The organism is Pseudomonas sp. R1-15 (assembly GCF_051132085.1).
In the GTDB taxonomy this organism is placed as follows: domain Bacteria; phylum Pseudomonadota; class Gammaproteobacteria; order Pseudomonadales; family Pseudomonadaceae; genus Aquipseudomonas.
Genome location: NZ_CP071660.1, coordinates 3,756,873 through 3,776,875, shown reverse-complemented (window position 1 = coordinate 3,776,875; position 20,003 = coordinate 3,756,873). Strand labels below are relative to the sequence as shown.

Below are 20,003 nucleotides of genomic sequence, written 5' to 3'. Positions count from 1 at the left end.
TTTCGTGGTGAGGGAGCTTGCTCCCGCTCGGCTGCGCAGCAGTCGTGATCTCAGAGGGCCGCTACGCAGCCCAGCGGGAGCAAGCTCCCTCGCCACGTAGATATCGCCAGCCAGTCCAGCGGTTTTATCGAATTTTCAGGAGTTGCAAATGGCCAAGAAACCTCGGTCTGCCACCTTTATCAACGACCCGCTCTGGTACAAGGACGCGGTCATCTATCAGGTCCACGTCAAATCCTATTTCGACTCCAACAACGACGGGATCGGCGACTTTCCCGGGCTGATCGAGAAGCTGGACTACATTGCCGACCTGGGCGTCAACACCATCTGGCTGCTGCCGTTCTATCCTTCGCCCCGGCGCGATGACGGTTATGATATCGCCGAGTACCGTGGCGTCAGCCCCGACTACGGCACCATGGCCGATGCGCGGCGCTTCATTGCCGAGGCCCACAAGCGCAACCTGCGGGTCATCACCGAGCTGGTCATCAACCACACCTCGGACCAGCACCCCTGGTTCCAGCGCGCGCGCAAGGCCAAGAAGGGCTCGAAGGCGCGGGACTTTTACGTCTGGTCGGATGACGATCACAAGTACGACGGCACGCGGATCATTTTCCTCGATACCGAGAAGTCCAACTGGACCTGGGATCCGGTGGCCGGCCAGTACTTCTGGCACCGCTTCTATTCTCACCAGCCGGACCTCAACTTCGACAACCCGCAGGTCATCAAGGCCGTATTGTCGGTGATGCGCTACTGGCTCGACATGGGCATCGATGGCCTGCGCCTGGACGCGATTCCGTACCTGATCGAGCGCGACGGCACCAACAACGAGAATCTGCCCGAGACCCATGATGTCCTCAAGTTGATCCGCGCCGAGATTGACGCCAATTACCCCGACCGCATGCTGCTGGCCGAGGCCAATCAGTGGCCGGAAGACACCCAGCTGTATTTTGGCGATGTCGACGCTCAAGGCCTCAATGGCGACGAATGCCACATGGCGTTTCACTTTCCGCTGATGCCGCGCATGTACATGGCGCTGGCCCAGGAGGATCGTTTCCCGATCACTGACATCCTGCGCCAGACTCCGGAGATTCCAGCCAATTGCCAATGGGCGATTTTCTTGCGCAATCACGATGAGCTGACCCTGGAAATGGTCACCGACAAGGAGCGCGACTACCTGTGGAATTACTACGCGGCCGATCGCCGGGCGCGGATCAACTTGGGCATTCGCCGTCGCCTGGCGCCGCTGATGGAGCGCGACCGGCGCCGCGTGGAATTGCTCAACAGCTTGCTGCTGTCGATGCCCGGTACGCCGACTTTGTACTACGGCGATGAAATCGGCATGGGCGACAACATCTACCTCGGTGATCGCGATGGCGTGCGCACGCCGATGCAGTGGTCCATCGACCGCAACGGCGGTTTCTCCCGCGCCGACCCGGCGAGCCTGGTGCTGCCGCCGATCATGGATCCGCAGTACGGCTACCTCTCGGTGAACGTCGAGACCCAGGCCGGCGACCCGCATTCGCTGCTCAACTGGACCCGTCGGATGCTCGCGGTGCGCAAGCAGTCCAAGGCCTTCGGCCGGGGCACGCTGAAAATGCTGTCGCCGAGTAACCGCCGGATCCTTGCCTACACCCGTGAATACACCGGCCCGGATGGCAAGCATGAAATCATTCTCTGCGTCGCCAACGTTTCACGTAGCGCCCAGGCGGCGGAGCTGGACCTGTCGGCCTATGCCGGCATGGTCCCGGTGGAGATGCTCGGGGGTAATGCCTTCCCGCCCATCGGCCAGTTGAATTTCCTCCTGACCCTGGCGCCGTACGGCTTCTACTGGTTCGCCCTGGCGGCGGAAAACCAGATGCCGAGCTGGCATGTGGAACCTGCCCAGAGCCTGCCGGACTTCACCACGCTGGTACTGAAAAAGCGCTTGGAAGAATTGCTTGAGGCGCCGTCACGCACGACGTTGGAGCAGAGCATTCTGCCAAGCTGGCTGCAGAATCGTCGCTGGTTCGCCGGCAAGGATAGCGCCATCGAGAAAGTCGACATCGTCTATGGCGTGCGCTTCGGTGATCCGCAACGGCCTGTGCTGTTGAGCGAAATCGACGTGACCAGTGCCGGTCAGACGCTGCGCTATCAACTGCCATTCGGTCTGTTGGCCGAGGACCAGGTGGGCCCGGCGCTGCCCCAGCAACTGGCCTTGTCGCGGGTCCGCCGGGGGCGTCAGGTCGGGCTGATTACCGATGCGTTCACCCTGGAGAGCTTCGTGCGAGCCGTGATGCAAGGCATCCAGGCCAACACCGTATTGCCGTGCGCCGATGGCGAGTTGCGTTTTGAACCCACCGCAGGCCTGGCGGCGCTGAACCTTGGCGCCGAGCCGGAGGTGCGCTACCTGTCCGCCGAGCAGTCCAACAGTTCGGTGGTGGTTGGCGGCAGCCTGGTGCTCAAGCTGATCCGCAAGGTCGCGTCGGGCGTGCACCCGGAACTGGAGATGAGTGCTTACCTGACCGCTGCCGGTTTCAGCAATATTTCGCCGCTGCTGGGTTCGGTGATTCGCCGCGACGCCCGGGGCGAGGACGCGCTGCTGATGATCGCCCAGGGTTACCTGAGCAATCAGGGTGATGCGTGGGAATGGACCCAGAACAACCTTGAGCGCGCCTTGCGCGACGAACTGGCGGACGCGGTGTCCGAACAGGAACAGCACTACAACGCCCTGGGCGAGCTGAAGGACTTCGCCGGCATGCTCGGCCAGCGCCTGGGGGAAATGCACAAGGTGCTCGCCCAGCCCACCGACAACCCGGACTTCGCGCCGCAGGCCACCAGCGCCAAAGAGGCCCAGGCGATCGGCAAGGACGTCGTCGCCCAGGTGGAAAATGCCTTGCGTCTGCTCAAGCAGAACCAGGGGCAATTGAACCCGGCGGACCAAGCCATGGTCGCACGCTTGCTGGAACACAGGAAAACCGTGCTGGCCCATGTCCAGGAATTGGCCGGCAAGGCCGCCGGTGGCTTGCGTATCCGGGTGCATGGCGACCTGCACCTGGGGCAGGTGCTGGTGATCAAGGGCGACGCCTACCTGATCGACTTCGAGGGCGAGCCGGCGCGGCCGTTGCACGAGCGGCGTGGCAAGCACAGCCCGTACAAGGACGTCAGCGGTGTGCTGCGTTCCTTCGATTACGCGGCAGCGATGGCGGTCCAACTGCACACCGTGGACACCACGGCCGACGCCGATGCGGCGCGCAAACGGGTCGCCGACCGCTATTTGATTGAGGCCCGCCAGGCATTTGTCGAGGCGTATCGGCTGGCGGCAGCTAGTCTTGCCCATGAATGGAAGGATGCTGAAGGCGAGGACGCCGCGCTGGCGTTGTTCGGCCTGGAGAAGGCGGCCTATGAAGTGGCTTATGAAGCCGAGAATCGCCCCGCCTGGCTGCCCGTGCCGTTGCACGGTCTGTACGGGCTGTTGAGTGGGCTGCAACCCTTTTCCGATTTAGCCGGACCGATTTAGTGGAGAGAATCATGAGCGTCTCGAACAAGGAAACCCAGGGGCAGGCCAAAGAGGCATTGCTGCCGGCCCCCCACGACATCGACGCGCTGGTGCGCGCCGAACACCACGACCCGTTCTCGATCCTGGGCCCGCATGGCGACGGGGCGGGCGGGCAATTCATCCGCGCGTACCTGCCCGGTGCGTTGAGCGTGCATGTGCTCGCCCGTGACGGCGGCGAGGAGCTGGGCGAATTGCAGGCTACCGAAACGCCAGGCCTGTTCGTCGGCCATTTCGACCGCGCACAGCCGTACCTGCTGCGCACCCGTTGGGCGGGCGGCGAGCAGGTTGCCGAAGACCCCTACAGCTTCGGCCCGCTGCTGGGGGAAATGGATCTTTACCTGTTCGCCGAGGGCAATCACCGCGACCTCAGCGCGTGCCTCGGTGCGCAACTGAAGACGGTCGATGGCGTCGACGGTGTGCGCTTCGCGGTCTGGGCGCCGAACGCGCGCCGTGTGTCGGTGGTGGGGGACTTCAACGTCTGGGACGGGCGCCGGCATCCAATGCGCATCCGTTATCCGTCCGGCGTGTGGGAGATCTTCATCCCGCGGCTCGGTCCGGGCGAAGGCTACAAATACGAAATCCTTGGCGCCCACGGTATCCTGCCGCTCAAGGCCGACCCGGTGGCCCTGGCCACCCAGATGCCGCCGGACACGGCATCGAAGGTCGCCGCGCCGTTGAAAATCGAGTGGCAGGACGACGAGTGGATGCAAAGCCGACGCGAGCGCCAGCTACCAGGCGCGCCGCTGTCGATCTACGAGTTGCACGCCGGTTCCTGGCAGTGCGAAATCGACGAGGCGGGGGAGGTTTCCCGGCAGTACAACTGGCATGAAATGGCCGAGCGGTTGATTCCCTACGTCAAGGACCTGGGCTTCACCCACATCGAACTGATGCCGATCATGGAACACCCGTTTGGCGGCTCGTGGGGCTATCAACCGCTGTCGCAATTTGCCCCAACCGCGCGTTTCGGTTCGCCCGATGATTTCGCCGCGTTCGTCAACGCCTGCCACCAGGCCAATATCGGCGTGATCCTCGACTGGGTGCCGGCGCATTTCCCGACCGATACCCACGGTCTGGCCCAGTTCGACGGGACCGCGCTGTATGAATACGGCAACCCGCTGGAAGGCTTCCACCAGGACTGGGACACGCTGATCTACAACCTCGGGCGCACCGAAGTCCATGGGTTCATGCTGGCCTCGGCGTTGCATTGGCTCAAGCATTTCCACGTCGACGGCCTGCGGGTCGATGCGGTGGCCTCGATGCTGTATCGCGACTATTCGCGCAAGGCCGGCGAGTGGGTACCCAACCGCCACGGCGGACGGGAGAACCTGGAAGCCATCGACTTCCTGCGCCACCTCAACGACGTGGTTGCACTGGAGACGCCCGGCGCGCTGGTGATCGCCGAGGAGTCCACGGCATGGCCGGGTGTCAGCCAGAGCACGCAACAGGGCGGCCTGGGTTTCGCCTACAAATGGAACATGGGCTGGATGCACGATTCGCTGCATTACATCCAGCAGGACCCGGTGTACCGCGCTCATCACCACAACGAACTGAGCTTCGGCCTGGTTTACGCCTGGTCCGAGCGTTTTGTCTTGCCGATTTCCCATGACGAAGTGGTCCACGGCAAACGCTCGCTGATCGACAAGATGCCCGGTGACCGCTGGCAGAAATTCGCCAACCTGCGCGCCTACCTGAGCTTCATGTGGGGCCATCCCGGCAAGAAACTGTTGTTCATGGGCTGCGAGTTTGGCCAATGGCGCGAGTGGAACCACGACCAGCAACTGGACTGGTACCTGCTGCAATACCCCGAGCACCGGGGCGTGCAGAAATTGGTGAGCGACCTGAACCGGCTCTATCGCGAAGAACCGGCGCTGCATGACCAGGACGATGCGCCGCAAGGCTTCCAATGGCTGATCGGTGACGATGCGGTCAACAGTGTCTATGCGTGGTTGCGCTGGAGCAAGGATGGCCGGCCGGTGCTGGTAGTCGCCAACTTCACGCCGGTGCCGCGCGAGGCGTATCGGGTCGGCGTGCCGTTTGGCGGACGCTGGGTGGAATTGCTCAACAGCGACGCCGACACCTATGCCGGTTCCAACTATGGCAATGGCGGCGGCGCCTCCACCGAGGCGATCCCCAGCCATGGCCAGGCGCTGTCGCTGGAACTGAACCTGCCGCCGCTGGCGGTGCTGATCCTGCGACCGGAGGGATAGGCCCGGATTCATTTGGATCACATTGATCCAATGTGGGAGCGAGCTTGCTCGCGATGGCGGTCAGTCAGTCACAAAAGTGCTGACAGACACTCCGCTATCGCGAGCAGGCTCGCTCCCACAGTGCTGAGCTAAAAGTCCTCAGCCTCTCAGCGCACCAGGCACGGCTGCTTGTTGTTGAATGTCCAGCCCGGGATCAGATACTGCATCGCCACCGAATCATCCCGCGCGCCAAGTCCCATGCCTTTGTACAACTCATGAGCCTTGGCCAGCTGGTCCATGTCCAGTTCGATCCCCAGCCCCGGTTTCTTCGGCACCTGCACGCAGCCACCGCGGATCTGCAAGGGCGCCTTGGTCAGCCGTTGGCCATCCTGCCAGATCCAGTGAGTGTCGATGGCGGTGATGTCGCCCGGTGCGGCGGCCGCGACGTGGGTAAACATCGCCAGGGAAATATCGAAGTGGTTGTTGGAGTGAGAGCCCCAGGTCAGGCCCCATTCATTGCACATCTGCGCCACCCGCACCGAACCCTGCATCGTCCAGAAATGCGGGTCCGCCAAGGGAATGTCGACCGACTGCAACGTAATCGCGTGACCCATTTCGCGCCAGTCGGTGGCAATCATGTTGGTGGCGGTCTTGAGGCCTGTGGCGCGACGGAATTCAGCCATGACTTCACGACCCGAATAACCATTCTCGGCACCGCAAGGGTCTTCGGCATAGGCCAGCACCTTGTGCTGATCACGGCACAGGCGGATGGCCTCCTTGAGTGACCAGGCGCCGTTCGGGTCCAGGGTGATGCGCGCCTGGGGGAAACGCTCGGCCAACGCCGTCACCGCTTCGATCTCTTCATCGCCCCTGAGCACGCCGCCCTTGAGCTTGAAATCCTCGAAGCCATAGTGCGCGTGGGCCGCCTCGGCCAGACGTACCACCGCGTCAGCATCCAGGGCTTTTTCGTGGCGTACGCGGAACCAGTCATTTTCAGCCTGCGGTTCGCTGCGGTAGGGCAGGTCGGTCTGCTGGCGATCACCGACGTAGAACAGGTAGCCGAGCATCTTCACTTCATCGCGCTGCTGGCCTTCGCCGAGCAGGGCGGCGACCGGCACATCCAGGTGCTGGCCGAGCAGGTCGAGCAACGCAGCTTCCAGGCCGGTGACGGCGTGGATGGTGATACGCAGGTCGAAGGTCTGCAGGCCGCGACCGCCGGCATCACGATCGGCAAAGGCCTGGCGTACGCTGTTGAGGATTTTCTGGTAGGTGCCGATGGGGCTGCCGACCACCAGTGAGCGAGCGTCTTCGAGGGTCTGGCGAATGCGCTCACCGCCGGGCACTTCGCCCACGCCAGTATGCCCGGCGTTGTCCTTGAGAATCACGATGTTGCGGGTGAAAAACGGGCCGTGGGCACCGCTGAGGTTGAGCAACATGCCGTCGTGGCCAGCCACGGGCACTACTTGCATGCTGGTGATGATCGGGGCTTTGCTGGTTTCTTGGGTAGTCATCGTGTACGGATCCTTGAGTTATTGTTGTGGTCAGGCGTGACTGGTAGCCGGGTCGGTGGAAGGCTTGATGGTTTTCGGTTTGGGCGTATTGCGCGCGGCGAACACGATAATCGCGGCAATGATCGATGTGGCCGCCAGGCCATAGAGCCCGCCCTGGATCGAGCCGGTGTGCTGCTCAAGCAGGCCGAAAGTAGTCGGGGCGACGAATCCGCCGAGGTTGCCCACCGAGTTGATCAGTGCGATGACGCCGGCGGCGATCCGTGCGTCCAGGTAGGCCTGGGGGATCGGCCAGAACAGCGAAGAGGCGGACTTGAAACCCAGGGCGGCGAAGCAGATCGCAACGAAGGCGAAGATCGGCCCGCCAGTGGTGGACATGAACATGCCTGCCGCAGCGATCAACAGGGCAGCGGCAACCCAGGCCTGCTGGAACTTCCATTTGGCCGACAGCGAGGCGAAGGCGTACATGCCGACGATCGACAGCAGCCAGGGAATCGAATTGAACAGGCCGACCTGAAGGTCGCTGAGCTCGCCCATCTTTTTGATAATGCTCGGCAGCCAGAAGGTCGCCGCGTAGATAGTCAGTTGGATAAAGAAATAGATCAGGCAGAACAGGATGATCTGGCGGTCCTTGAGCAATTGGCCGATCGACAGTTTGATCGGCGTCGCCGCTTCACGGGCCGCCTGTTCATCGTCGATGGCATTGACCAGCGCATCCTGCTCGTCGCGACTGAGCCACTTGGCGTCGTGAGGCTTGGAGTCCAGCCAGAACCAGACGAACACACAGAGGCAGACCGAAAACATCCCCTCGATGAAGTACATCCACTGCCAGCCGTGCATGCCCAGGCCGTTGATCTGCAAAAGCAGCCCCGACAGCGGGCCGGATATCAGCGAAGCGATCGCCGAGCCGCTGAGGAAAATCGCGATGGCCTTGCCGCGCTCGACGCCGGGCAGCCACCGCGTGAAGTAGTAGATCACGCCGGGAAAGAAACCGGCTTCTGCCACACCCAGCAGGAAACGCAGGATGTAGAAGTGGGTTTCGTTCTGGATGAAGGCCATGCCTGCCGCCACCAGGCCCCAGGTGAGCATGATGCGGGTCAGCCAGATACGGGCGCCGATGCGTTGCAGGAGGATGTTGGACGGGACTTCGAACAGCGCGTAGCCGATGAAGAACAGGCCGGCGCCAAAACCATAGGCGGCTGCGCCGATGCCCAGGTCGTGCTCCATATGGGAACGGACGAAGCCGATGTTCACACGGTCGATGTAGTTGACGATGAACATGATGACGAACAGCGGCAGGATGTGGCGCTTGACCTTGGATATGGCCGAGGACAGCACCGGATCCGCGCCGGCATCTGCCTTGAGGCTGGATGAGTTCACTGGATTTTCTCCCACTGTTTATTTTTATGCGGGGCATCGTGCAGGTGCCGATGTTGATAGACATCATACAAGTTGATTTTTTTGTCTGACAAGCAGTTTTTGAGCACGATTGGATTGGTGCTGGGTCTTTTTTATGCTGGGTTTGTTGGCGTTGGTAAGGTTTTTGGCGGGGTGGTCCTGGCATTAAGCTGCCAAATGCCTGGTGAGCTTTGAGGATTAAACCAGTAGGCTACAGTCTGTTGTCATACAAGTTGGCTTGCATCGACAAACAACTCCGACGCGGCGGATGGTAGGATCGACGAGCCTGTTTTCAAGGAACCCGTGGCACATGCAGCAAGACACTCAAACGCCTCTGCGCAAGCGCACCCACAACCTGGCCCATGACCTGGTGGCGAAGTTGAGCCAGAGCATCCTGCTGGGGCAGTTGAAGCCCGGAGAGAAATTGCCGTCGGAGGGTGCTTTCGTGCGCGAGCATGGGGTCAGCCGCACGGTGGTGCGCGAGGCGATCTCCAAATTGCAGGCCTCGGGGTTGGTGGAGACTCGCCATGGCATCGGTACTTTTGTGCTGCAGCAGACGGGAGAGCAGGGGCTGAGGCTCAACGTCGATACTGCAGCGGGCGTGCGCGGGATTCTCGAATTGCGCCTGGGCCTGGAAACCCAGGCTGCGGCGCTGGCGGCCCAGCGCCGCAGTGAGGAGCAATTGCAGCAGATGCGTCAGGCGCTGGATGACTACCAGCGCTTGCTCAACAACAACGACAGCTGCGTCGAGGCTGACCGGCGTTTTCATTTGCTGATTTCCGAAGCCACGGATAACAGCTGTTTTGTCGAAATCATGCAGCACCTGGGCAGCGCGATGATCCCCCGCACCCGGGTGAACATGGCCGAACGCGGCCAGGCGGACCTGGGCAAGCTGGCGCAGTTTGCGAACCTGGAGCACGAGGCGATTTTCAACGCCATCAAGCGCCAGGACCCCGACGCCGCCCGCGCCGCCATGTGGCTGCACCTGACCAACAGCCGCGACCGGTTTGGCGCAGGGACCTGAAAGATCCGCGTCGCCTGGTTTGTCGCCTTCGCGAGCAGGCTCGCTCCCACATGGATCTTGGGTGTTATCGAGTTCCGCAGCTGCCACAGAACCTGTGTGGGAGCGAGCCCGCTCGCGAAGAGGCCGGCACATTCAGCATCGATGCAAACTGACCCACCGCCTTCGCGAGCAGGCTCGCTCCCACATTCGATCGCAGGCGCTGCCGAATTCGGCGCCATGGCGAATCCCCCGTGGCGAGGGAGCTTGCTCCCGCTGGCCTGCGCAGCAGGCCCCTTGCATTCCCGCAGTCTGATCGCGTCAGCCGGTTTTGCGACTGCTGCGCAGTCGAGCGGGAGCAAGCTCCCTCGCCACGGGGCCGGTGCAGGCAAAAAAAAACCGGCGCAACCAAAGTTGCGCCGGTCTGCTGCCAGTGGTCACGCGGATATCGTGGGTCCGCGCAGCCACCGTTTTGCCTGTTGCCGGTTACGCCCGCTCCAGTGCGAGAGCCACGCCCTGACCGCCGCCGATGCACAGTGTCGCGAGGCCTTTCCTGGCGTCGCGCTTGATCATTTCATGCAACAGCGTCACCAGCACCCGGCAACCCGATGCCCCGATCGGATGGCCCAGGGCAATGGCGCCGCCGTTGACGTTGACCTTGTCCATGTCCCATTGCAGTTCCTTGGCGACAGCCAGGGATTGGGCGGCGAAGGCTTCGTTGGCTTCGATCAGGTCAAGTTGATCCAGCGACCAGCCGGCCTTGTCCAGGCAGCGACGGGTGGCCGAGACCGGGCCGATGCCCATGATGGCCGGGTCGACACCGGCGTTGGCGTAGGCACTGATCTTTGCCAGTACCGGCAAGCCCAGCGCCTTGGCTTTTTCCGCGCTCATCAAGATCACGGCGGCGGCGCCGTCGTTGAGCGAGGACGCATTGCCCGCAGTGACGCTGCCGTCTTTCTTGAACGCCGGCTTGAGCTTGCCCAAGGATTCAGCGGTAGTACCGGCGCGGGGCTGTTCGTCAGTAGCAAAGGCCACCGGATCGCCCTTGCGCTGGGGAATCAGGATCGGCGTGATCTCATCGCCGAAACGCCCACCTTCGATGGCGGCGACGGCTTTCTGTTGGGACGCCGCGGCGAAAGCATCCTGCGCCTCGCGGCTGATGCCGTATTTGTCCACCAGGTTCTCGGCGGTGATGCCCATGTGGTAATCGTTGAACGCGTCCCACAGGCCATCGGTGATCATGCTGTCGATCATCTTCGCGTGCCCCATGCGCAAACCGGTGCGGGCCGCTGGCAACACGTACGGGGCCAGGCTCATGTTCTCCATGCCGCCGGCGATGATGACTTCGGCATCGCCGCAGCGAATCGCCTGGGCGCCCAGGTGCAGCGCCTTGAGACCCGAGCCGCAGACCTTGTTCAGGGTCAGTGCTGGTACGGCATGGGGCAGGCCGGCGAGGATCGACGCCTGGCGCGCCGGGTTCTGTCCGGAACCAGCAGTCAATACCTGGCCGAGGATCACTTCATCGACCTGCTCGCCGGAAAGACCGGTCTGTTCCAGCAAGCGACGGATCACCGCGGCGCCAAGTTCCGGCGCGGGAATGGCCGCCAGCGAACCCTGGAAGCTGCCGATGGCGGTACGGGTAGCGGCGACAATCACGACTTCTTGCATCGAATCTCTCCTCACTGGGCAGCGAACTGCATTTCAGGTACGTGGTCCGGCACGATCAGCTTACCGGCGGTCTTGGCGACGATTTCCTCGACGCTGACGCCTGGGGCACGTTCCTTGAGAATAAAGGCGCCGTCCTGGATTTCCAGATAGGCGAGGTCAGTCAGTACGCGCTTGATGCAACCGGCGCCGGTCAGCGGCAGGCTGCAGCGCGGCAGCAGTTTCGACTCACCGTCCTTGGACGCATGGGTCATGGTGACGATGATGTTCTCGGCACCGGCCACCAGGTCCATCGCGCCACCCATGCCCTTGACCAGCTTGCCGGGAATCATCCACGACGCGATGTTGCCCTCGACGTCGACTTCGAACGCGCCGAGTACGGTCAGGTCGATGTGGCCGCCACGGATCATGGCGAAGGATTCGGCCGAAGAAAAGATCGAAGCGCCGATGCGCGCGGTGACCGTCTGTTTGCCGGCGTTGATCATGTCCGCATCGACTTCGGCTTCGGTGGGGAACGCGCCCATGCCGAGCAAGCCGTTTTCCGATTGCAGCATGACTTCCATGCCTTCGGGAATGTAGTTGGCGACCAGGGTCGGGATGCCGATGCCGAGGTTCACGTAGTAGCCGTCCTGCATTTCGCGGGCGACGCGCTGAGCCATTTGTTCGCGGGAAAGTGCCATGGTGTTATTCCTTCATTCGGGCCGGGGGCAGGGGATCACTTACGCACGGTGCGCTGTTCGATGCGCTTTTCGAACGTGCCGCAAATGACCCGGTCGACGTAGATGCCGGGCGTATGGATGTGCGCCGGGTCCAACTCGCCGGGCTCGACGATTTCCTCGACTTCGACCACCGTGATCTTGCCCGCCGTGGCGGCCAGCGGATTGAAGTTCTGCGCGGTATGGCGATAGACCACATTACCGAAATGGTCGGCCTTCCAGCCTTTGACGATGGCGAAGTCACCGGTGATGGATTCTTCCATCAGGTACTGGCGGCCATGGAACTCACGCACTTCCTTGCCTTCGGCCACTGGCGTGCCGACGCCAGTGGCGGTGAAGAAGGCCGGGATGCCAGCGCCACCCGCACGCATTTTTTCCGCGAGGGTGCCTTGGGGGGTGAGCGCGACTTCGATTTCGCCACTCAACAGTTGCTGCTCGAACAGGGCGTTTTCGCCCACGTAGGAGGCGACTACCTTGCGGATCTGCCGGTCTTCCAGCAGCACGCCGAGGCCGAAACCGTCGACGCCGCAGTTGTTGGAAACCACGGTGAGATCGCGGGTGCCCTTGCGCTTGATCTCGGCGATCAGGTTTTCCGGGATACCACACAGGCCGAAGCCGCCGGCAATGACAGTCATGCCGTCCTTCAAGCCCTCAAGCGCTTCCTCATAGGAGCTCACGCGTTTGTCGAAACCTGCCATAGACACCTCTTTTATTCTTGAGTGGGGTCGCAATGAAATGCAGTGTTGCGCCAAGTCATATATTTGTTAAGTTGATTTTTACGTGGGATTGATTGATAAAACTCAATAGTTGCTGCCCTTCACTTGCAGCTTGGAAACTCATTGCTTGCCGCTGGGAGCGCAGCGACCATGACCCTCAAGCAAATCCGCGCCTTCCTCGCCGTGGCCCAGAGCCTGAGCTTCGCCGTCGCCGGCGAGCGGCTGCATCTGTCCCAATCGGCCCTGAGCCTGACGATCAAGGCCCTGGAGGAAGGGCTCGGCGGTCGCCTGTTCAGTCGTAACACCCGTAACGTAGCGTTGACGCCCGAAGGTGAATCACTGCTGCCATTGGCACGCCGCCTGGTGGCCGACTGGGAAAACGCCGAGGATGAAATGCGCCAGCGCTTCACCTTGCAGCGCGGTCGCGTGACGCTGGCGGCGATGCCCTCGTTTGCCGGAAACCTGCTGCCGCCGATCCTCAAGACCTTCCGCGCCCGGTTCCCGAATGTCAACGTCACGGTCAACGACGTGATCAACGAGCAGGTGCTGGAAATGGTCCGTGATCGTCACGTGGAACTGGGCGTTGCGTTCGAGCCGATGCAAAGTTCATCGCTGGCGTTCACGCCGTTGTACCTCGATCGCTTCGTCGCGGTGGTGCCGCTGGATTCGGCGTTGGCCAAGCTCGGCGAGATCCGTTGGCAAATGCTGCTGGAGCAGCCGTTCATCACCTTGCAACGACCCTCGACGGTACGGGTGATGCTCGAAGAGCATCTGCACGCTCGCGGCATGAAATTGCCGGTCGAGTTTGAAAGTCATCAGTTGGCGACAGTCGGGCGGATGGTTGCCAGCGGCCTGGGCGTGAGCGCCGTACCGGCCCTGTGTGTCGGCCAGATGCACGAGCTGGGCGCTCGCTGCATCACCCTCAGCGATCCGGTAATAGAGCGGGCTATCGGCGTGCTGACCAAGCCGGGTCATGAATTGTCGGCGGCGGCGCAGGCGATGTTCGATACGCTCAGGGATCAGGATATGGGCGCGCAGATGATATCGAAATGAGCGCAGTCCCCTGTGGGAGCGAGCCTGCTCGCGAATAGCGACGTTTCAGTCAACATCATGCAACTGATCCGCCCTCATTCGCGAGCAGGCTCGCTCCCACAGAGCGCACCGTGGTCTTTAGATCAGCAATGGCAACAAGTCTTCGCAAGCCACTTCAACCTTCAGATCCAACAGCTCATCGGCGCGGGTCTTGCCGCGGTTGATCGCAAGCAGCGGCTTGCCCTGATCCTTGATCGCCCGACATAGGCGAAAGGCCGAATACGCCATCAGCGATGAACCCACCACCAGCAATCCATCCGCCTGCCCGACTGCCTCGGTGGCGCGAGTCGCGGTAGCGGCGGCGACGTTTTCACCAAAGAACACCACGTCGGGTTTCAAGCGTTCGCCATCGCAATGCGGGCAACGGGGGATTTGAAAGCGGGCCTCGAAGGCCGGGTCCAGCAAGGTATCGCCGTCGGGCGCTTGCACCGCATCGACACCGGCCAGGTACGGGTTCTGGTCCTCCATCAACAACTGGATCTGCTGCCGCTCGCTCGGCTGGCCGCAGTCCAGGCACAGCACCCGATGCAGGCTGCCGTGCAACTCGATGACATCGCGGCTCCCGGCCCGGTCATGCAAGGCGTCGACATTCTGGGTGATCAAGCCGCTGATGCGCGCCTGCCCCTGCAACGCCGCCAAGGCCTCATGGGCCTGGTTCGGCCGTGCCTGGCGCAAGCGTGGCCAGCCCAGCATCGCTCGCGCCCAGTAGCGCCGTCGCGCTTCTGGCCTGGCGAGGAATTCCTGGTACATCATCGGTTGCCTGCCCCGTCGCACGCCGTCGCTGTCCCGGTAATCGGGTATGCCGGACGGCGTGCTGATGCCCGCTCCGGTCAGCACCAGGAAGCGCCGCCCGGTCAGGTATTCCTGCAATTGTTCGACGGGGTCACGGTGTAGATCGTCGGGCATGGGTGTACTCCGCTGGCCTGGATTCCTTGAGGGTAGCATCGGCTTCGCCAAGCGCCTTTCGTCGCCCGCCGAAGGTGATTGTTCAAACTTTCCCGACGCGCGCGACATCCACCTTATGTGCGGTATTTCAGCGCTCTCGCACTGCGGTGCGTCGACGAACACTGATTAAGGAGAAGGTAAATGGCAACCCCTAAAGAGAACCTGCTGGATTGGCTCAACGACGCTCATGCCATGGAACAGCAAGCGGAGAAAATGCTCAAGGCCCAGGCCGAGCGGCTGGAGCACTACCCGGTGCTCAAGGCGCGGATCGAACAGCACATCGAAGAGACGCTCGGCCAGCAGAAGCTGGTGGAACAATGCATCCAGCGCCTGGGCGGTAGCCCGTCGATGCTCAAGGACATGGCCGGCAAGCTGATGGCGTTCGGTCAAGCCATGGGTGGCATGGCGATGAGCGACGAAGTGGTCAAGGGCGCCATGAGTGGCTACGTCTTCGAGAACCTGGAAATTGCTTCGTACACGGTGCTGATCGAAGCGGCGAAAGTGGCCGGCGATGTGGAAACGCAAAAGGCCTGCGAGCAGATTCTGCCGCAGGAAATCGCCATGGCTGAATGGCTGCGCGATCATCTGCCGGAAATCACCCAGGCGTTCCTTGAGCGTTCGGCCAATCCGCATACCGAAGCCAAGCGCTGAGGTGCAATGCGAGGCGCGGCCCGGCACGGTTCGGCCGCGCCAAACCTGCCATCAACCGCAAAGAGGACAGGTATGAAGCAGACCACCGGTGAGGTTAGGGCCATCAATCGACAGAGTGCCAGGGTGGGCGTCTATGTGGCGGAAGAAGACGGCCATACGGTACTTGAGCTTGGGCCCGCCAATGATGTCGACATTGGCGATGTCATTGAATGGAACAGCGGAGCGGCCCTTGGCACGCAGACTTATCGCAACCTGACCAAAGGCTGGACCGACGAAGTGTATGTAGCGAAGCACGGGGTCGCGGCGGCCAACCTTGAAGTTCAATTACTGGTGGGATCCTGACGACAGCGGACCCCAGGAGGACAAACATGAGCGAACTGCAGTGTGGCTGCCCCGGCTGCCATTGCCAGGTAGATCCCGAGCGGGTGTTCAATCATGACGGCGAGGCCTATTGCAGCCAGGCCTGCGCAGAACAACACCCGAATGGCGAGCCATGTCCGGCGGCGGATTGTCATTGCGAACAAAGTGGCAAGGTCGGCGAGCGGGACATTACCAATAACCAACTGGATGAAGCGCTGGAGGAAACGTTTCCGGCCAGCGACCCGATTTCACCCTGAACATCGCTTTATCCGGGCATCGGCGACAGGGTGCCCGGACACCGCAAGCCGGTCAGTGCGGTGGTGCAAGACAACACCGGCAGCTCGCGAGTTTTGGCTTCCTGGAACGGCGCGCGGCCTGGGTGACGAGACCGGTGCAATGGGGTGCTGGCGCCATCCGGCCCTTGGCGGACAGCGTGGAAAGACACGCACTGTTTTTTAGGCTTTGAGTACGCCCTGTGGGAGCGAGCCTGCTCGCGAATGCTATTTATCATTCGATATGAATGTTGAACTTTCTACCGCTTTCGCGAGCAGGCTCGCTCCTACATTGTTTGGTAGTTGCTGTTGTTAATCGATCGCCGCTTGTTTGATAGCCAGTTTCAATACATACCAAGCGCAGCGGTGTATAAATAAGACGATGACCGTTCGTCGCCGTTTGAAGAACTTTCTTCAAACCTTGAACGGTTCAGGTTTTCCGAATAAGTACGAGCCAACGGGGTTCGCAAATAGCAACTAACGAGGTGAATGAAATGGCAAATACAGGCAATAACAACCCTGGCAATTTCGCTAACGATCGTGAGAAAGCATCGGAAGCCGGCAAGAAAGGCGGCCAGGCATCGGGTGGCAACTTCGCCAACGATCCGGAACGCGCAGCCGAGGCCGGCCGTAAGGGTGGCCATATGTCGGGTGGCAATTTTGCCAACGATCCGGAACGTGCCGCAGAGGCCGGCCGCAAAGGTGGTCAAGCCTCGGGTGGCAACTTTGCCAATGACCCTGAACGGGCTTCTGAAGCGGGCCGCAAAGGTGGCCAGGCGTCGGGTGGCAACTTTGCCAACGACCGGGAAAAAGCTTCTGAAGCCGGTAAGAAAGGCGGTGAAAACAGCCACGGTGGCGGTCGCAAATCGTAATGTCCCGTGGTCTCTGCAGGCCCCATGCCGTTGGCATGGGGTCTGTTCCGGCCACTATCGATTTAAATAGCGTCGGTCATGTCATGCCCGGCTCCGTTTGTTCACTTATATTAAGACGTGGATGAGTTTCTGTTGATTGAAACTACCATTCGTCTTCTGCCTTGAATAAAAAACAAATCTTATCCGTTTAACTTCTTCTGACTTTCATGGGCCTGCCGCCGGCAGTGTTCTCATGAGTGTCCTGATCGAGGAGTTCTACCATGTTCGTACATAACAAACGACTGCAATATACCGTGCGTGTCGCTGAGCCCAATCCAGGACTGGCCAATCTGTTGCTTGAACAGTTTGGCGGCGCCCAGGGCGAGTTGGCGGCGGCGTCGCGCTATTTCACCCAGGCCTTGTCCGAAGATGATCCGGGCCGCAAGGACCTGCTGATGGACATTGCCACCGAAGAGCTCAGCCATCTGGAGGTGATCGGTTCGATCATCGTCATGCTGAACAAGGGTGCCAAGGGCAAGATGGCTGAAGGCGTCGAGCAGGAGGGCCAGCTGTACCGGGAAATCAACGGGGCCGGCAATGACTCGCACATCACCAGTGTGCTGTATGGCGCCGGCTCCCCGTTGACCAACTCGGCCGGTGTGCCATGGACCGCCGCCTACATCGATACGATCGGCGAACCGACGGCGGACATGCGTTCGAACATCGCCGCCGAGGCCCGGGCGAAAATCGTTTACGAGCGGCTGATGAACGTCACTGACGATCCTGGTGTGAAAGAAGCCCTGGGTTTCTTGATGACCCGGGAAATCGCCCACCAGCTGTCGTTCGAAAAAGCCCTGCATTCCATCCAGCCCAACTTCCCGCAAGGTAAGCTGCCAGGCATGCCGGAATTCACCAACGTGTATTTCAACATGTCCCAGGGTGAACCTACCGTGCGCGGCCCATGGAACCAGGGCGACGATTGGGAGTACGTCGAGAACCCGACGCCAGCGGTCGATGGCGGCGATGGCCTGGCCAGCGTGCAGTTGAGTGAAAAGGACGAGGCACTGTTGATGGACATGAAGGCGCGGACGATGTCCAATCCTGAAAGCAATCCCACCACGGGCGCCGACTTGGGTTCGGGGATGCAAGGTGACAAACTGTAAGAAGTTGGCGAGGGGGCCTTGCCCCCCCGCCCGAAAATTCCGCCTGATCGTTCTGCCAATGCGCTCGGCGGTCGGGTATTGCACGGCCAAATCAACAAGGACCTTTGATGGACCAGCCCACCTCCCGGATCCGATCGCCCTGGCGTACCTGGCTTGATCCTGTGCAAAACAACCTGCTGCTGGGCGTGAGCTTCTGGCTGGGATTGGCACTGGTCGCCGTACTGCTGCTGTATAGCGGCTACAACGCCCTGGTGGGGGCCGATCGCCAACACCTCGGCTATGCGGCATTGGGTGGGATATCCGGTTTTGCCGCTACCGCGCTGGGGGCGATGATGGCGGTGGTGCTACGCGATATCTCGTCGCGGACCCAGGACATCATGCTCGGTTTCGCTGCCGGGATGATGCTCGCGGCCAGCTCGTTTTCGCTGATATTGCCGGGGATCGAGGCTGCGCAGATCATTTGCGGCAACCAGTTGCTTGCTGCCTTGGTGGTCGTTATCGGCCTGGCGCTGGGCGTCGCGCTGATGGTCGGGCTCGACCGCTTCGTGCCCCACGAACATGAGCTGAGTGGGCGCCGCGGTCCCGAGGCCAAGCGCATCAACCGGGTGTGGTTGTTTGTCCTCGCGATCACCCTGCACAACCTGCCGGAGGGCATGGCCATCGGCGTCAGCTTTGCCAATGGCGACCTCAAGGTCGGCCTGCCCCTGACCACCGCTATCGCGATCCAGGACATCCCCGAAGGCCTGGCCATTGCCATGGCGCTGCGTGTGACCGGGATCAGCACCCTGCGGGCCGCGCTTATCGCGGTCGGTTCGGGATTGATGGAACCGCTGGGCGCGGTGATCGGCCTGGGCATGTCCTCGGGCGTGGCCGTGGCTTACCCCATCAGCCTCGGGCTGGCGGCGGGGGCGATGATCTTCGTGGTGTCCCATGAAGTCATTCCGGAAACCCATCGCAACGGTCACGAGACACCCGCGACCCTGGGCCTGATGATGGGCTTTGCGGTGATGATGTTCCTCGATACCGCGCTGGGTTAAAGCGCACCCGGAACCCTCTGTCCAGGCGTGCACGGATTTTCTTGAACATCCGCATTTTGCTCCGGGTCAGTGTTGATGACAGGTGAAGCGGCGCTTCACCACTTCAACCCGAAGGAGGATGCCGAGATGGCCAGAAAAACCGTGACGGACCTGTTCATTCACGAACTGTCCGATGTCTACAGCGCCGAAAAGCAGATCACTCGTGCCTTGCCACGCATGGCCCGAGCCACCACCAATCCCTTGCTGGCGCAAGCCTTCAACGATCACCTTGAAGAAACCCAAGGCCAGATCGAACGCATCGACACCCTTGTCGAAGTGGCGGGTATCAAGCTCAAGCGCATGAAATGCATTGCCATGGAAGGGCTGGTGGAGGAGTCCAAGGAGCTGATCGACGAAATCGAAAAAGGCGCAGTGCTCGATGCAGGGCTGATCGGTGCCCAGCAGAAGATCGAGCACTACGAAATCGCCAGCTACGGCACGCTGATCGCCATGGCCAAGCACTTGAACCTGGGCGATGAAGTGGTCGGTTTGTTGCTGGCGACGCTCAAGGAAGAGAAAGCCACCGACGAGAAACTTTCGAAAATCGCCGAGCAGGGCGGCAACCAGGCGGCGACGATGGAAACCTGAGGCCGAACTGACGAGCTATCGTGGCGAGGGAGCTTGCTCCCGCTGGACTGCGCAGCAGGCCCAGGTTTTTGTATAGACGCAGGAGTTTTCAGGGCCGCTGCGCAACCCAGCGGGAGCAAGCTCCCTCGCCACGGGTGCAGTGTTGAATCGGGCATTGGAGTTCATCCCCAATGCCTTTTTTTAAGCGAAACCCAGCCAAACGCCCCCAACGACCGCACAGCGTCTGACAATAAAACTCGTTGGAACTACGCTCCCGCGCGTCCCGTCACTTGTTCTGAGAGGCA

Annotated in this window: 17 protein-coding genes; 11 read left to right on the top strand and 6 right to left on the bottom strand. The window is 61.4% G+C overall.

Annotated elements, in window-relative coordinates:
* The first annotated feature begins 148 nt into the window (after window positions 1-148).
* Together treS and glgB are read left to right on the top strand one after the other, a co-directional pair.
* Window positions 149-3,493 (top strand): maltose alpha-D-glucosyltransferase, encoded by a 3,345-nt coding sequence (treS, locus tag J3P97_RS17050; protein ID WP_434573320.1) that lies wholly within the window; start codon window positions 149-151, stop codon window positions 3,491-3,493.
* A gap of 11 nt (window positions 3,494-3,504) precedes the next feature.
* Window positions 3,505-5,739 carry a 1,4-alpha-glucan branching protein GlgB gene (glgB, locus tag J3P97_RS17045; protein ID WP_434573322.1) on the top strand — a complete coding sequence of 745 codons (2,235 nt, stop codon included), beginning with the start codon at window positions 3,505-3,507 and terminating at the stop codon, window positions 5,737-5,739.
* Between the two features lie 146 nt (window positions 5,740-5,885).
* Here glgB and gudD read toward each other — a convergent pair whose 3' ends face one another.
* On the bottom strand, window positions 5,886-7,229 hold the full coding sequence (gudD, locus tag J3P97_RS17040; protein WP_434630078.1) for a glucarate dehydratase: 1,344 nt from the start codon (window positions 7,227-7,229) through the stop codon (window positions 5,886-5,888).
* A gap of 30 nt (window positions 7,230-7,259) precedes the next feature.
* Window positions 7,260-8,606 carry an MFS transporter gene (locus J3P97_RS17035; protein ID WP_434672340.1) on the bottom strand — a complete coding sequence of 449 codons (1,347 nt, stop codon included), beginning with the start codon at window positions 8,604-8,606 and terminating at the stop codon, window positions 7,260-7,262.
* Between the two features lie 328 nt (window positions 8,607-8,934).
* On the opposite strand from J3P97_RS17035, the gene J3P97_RS17030 reads away from it, so the two are divergent.
* Window positions 8,935-9,648 (top strand): FadR/GntR family transcriptional regulator, encoded by a 714-nt coding sequence (locus J3P97_RS17030; protein ID WP_434601210.1) that lies wholly within the window; start codon window positions 8,935-8,937, stop codon window positions 9,646-9,648.
* Between the two features lie 462 nt (window positions 9,649-10,110).
* Here J3P97_RS17030 and J3P97_RS17025 read toward each other — a convergent pair whose 3' ends face one another.
* Genes J3P97_RS17025 through J3P97_RS17015 form a run of 3 tightly spaced genes read right to left on the bottom strand, consistent with a single transcriptional unit; the run spans window position 10,111 to window position 12,703 of the window.
* Entirely contained in the window at window positions 10,111-11,292 is a 1,182-nt protein-coding gene (locus tag J3P97_RS17025) for an acetyl-CoA C-acetyltransferase (RefSeq protein WP_434672339.1), read from the bottom strand.
* An 11-nt stretch (window positions 11,293-11,303) separates the two neighbouring features.
* Window positions 11,304-11,969 carry a CoA transferase subunit B gene (locus J3P97_RS17020; RefSeq protein WP_003180355.1) on the bottom strand — a complete coding sequence of 222 codons (666 nt, stop codon included), beginning with the start codon at window positions 11,967-11,969 and terminating at the stop codon, window positions 11,304-11,306.
* Window positions 11,970-12,004: 35 nt separating this feature from the next.
* A complete protein-coding gene (locus tag J3P97_RS17015; RefSeq protein WP_434672338.1) occupies window positions 12,005-12,703 on the bottom strand; it encodes a CoA transferase subunit A in 699 nt (232 codons plus the stop codon).
* Between the two features lie 168 nt (window positions 12,704-12,871).
* On the opposite strand from J3P97_RS17015, the gene J3P97_RS17010 reads away from it, so the two are divergent.
* Entirely contained in the window at window positions 12,872-13,774 is a 903-nt protein-coding gene (locus J3P97_RS17010; protein ID WP_434672337.1) for a LysR substrate-binding domain-containing protein, read from the top strand.
* Between the two features lie 117 nt (window positions 13,775-13,891).
* Here J3P97_RS17010 and J3P97_RS17005 read toward each other — a convergent pair whose 3' ends face one another.
* The gene (locus tag J3P97_RS17005) at window positions 13,892-14,719 is read right to left on the bottom strand and encodes an NAD-dependent protein deacetylase (protein WP_434656962.1); all 828 of its coding nucleotides are present in this window, start codon (window positions 14,717-14,719) and stop codon (window positions 13,892-13,894) included.
* A 180-nt stretch (window positions 14,720-14,899) separates the two neighbouring features.
* On the opposite strand from J3P97_RS17005, the gene J3P97_RS17000 reads away from it, so the two are divergent.
* From J3P97_RS17000 to J3P97_RS16970, 7 genes are all read left to right on the top strand, one after another.
* Window positions 14,900-15,409, top strand: a complete 510-nt coding sequence (locus J3P97_RS17000) for a ferritin-like domain-containing protein (protein ID WP_305500226.1) — start codon at window positions 14,900-14,902, stop codon at window positions 15,407-15,409.
* Window positions 15,410-15,481: 72 nt separating this feature from the next.
* Window positions 15,482-15,751 (top strand): hypothetical protein, encoded by a 270-nt coding sequence (locus J3P97_RS16995; RefSeq protein ID WP_434573334.1) that lies wholly within the window; start codon window positions 15,482-15,484, stop codon window positions 15,749-15,751.
* Window positions 15,752-15,777: 26 nt separating this feature from the next.
* On the top strand, window positions 15,778-16,026 hold the full coding sequence (locus tag J3P97_RS16990; protein ID WP_434601205.1) for a metallothionein: 249 nt from the start codon (window positions 15,778-15,780) through the stop codon (window positions 16,024-16,026).
* 509 nt (window positions 16,027-16,535) lie between these two features.
* Entirely contained in the window at window positions 16,536-16,913 is a 378-nt protein-coding gene (locus tag J3P97_RS16985; protein WP_039589227.1) for a general stress protein, read from the top strand.
* Window positions 16,914-17,173: 260 nt separating this feature from the next.
* Entirely contained in the window at window positions 17,174-18,055 is an 882-nt protein-coding gene (locus J3P97_RS16980; RefSeq protein WP_434557679.1) for a manganese catalase family protein, read from the top strand.
* 107 nt (window positions 18,056-18,162) lie between these two features.
* Window positions 18,163-19,092 carry a ZIP family metal transporter gene (locus J3P97_RS16975; protein ID WP_434573336.1) on the top strand — a complete coding sequence of 310 codons (930 nt, stop codon included), beginning with the start codon at window positions 18,163-18,165 and terminating at the stop codon, window positions 19,090-19,092.
* A 126-nt stretch (window positions 19,093-19,218) separates the two neighbouring features.
* Complete coding sequence (locus tag J3P97_RS16970) at window positions 19,219-19,719, top strand: ferritin-like domain-containing protein (RefSeq protein ID WP_434573337.1); 501 nt, start codon at window positions 19,219-19,221, stop codon at window positions 19,717-19,719.
* The last annotated feature ends 284 nt before the right edge of the window (window positions 19,720-20,003 follow it).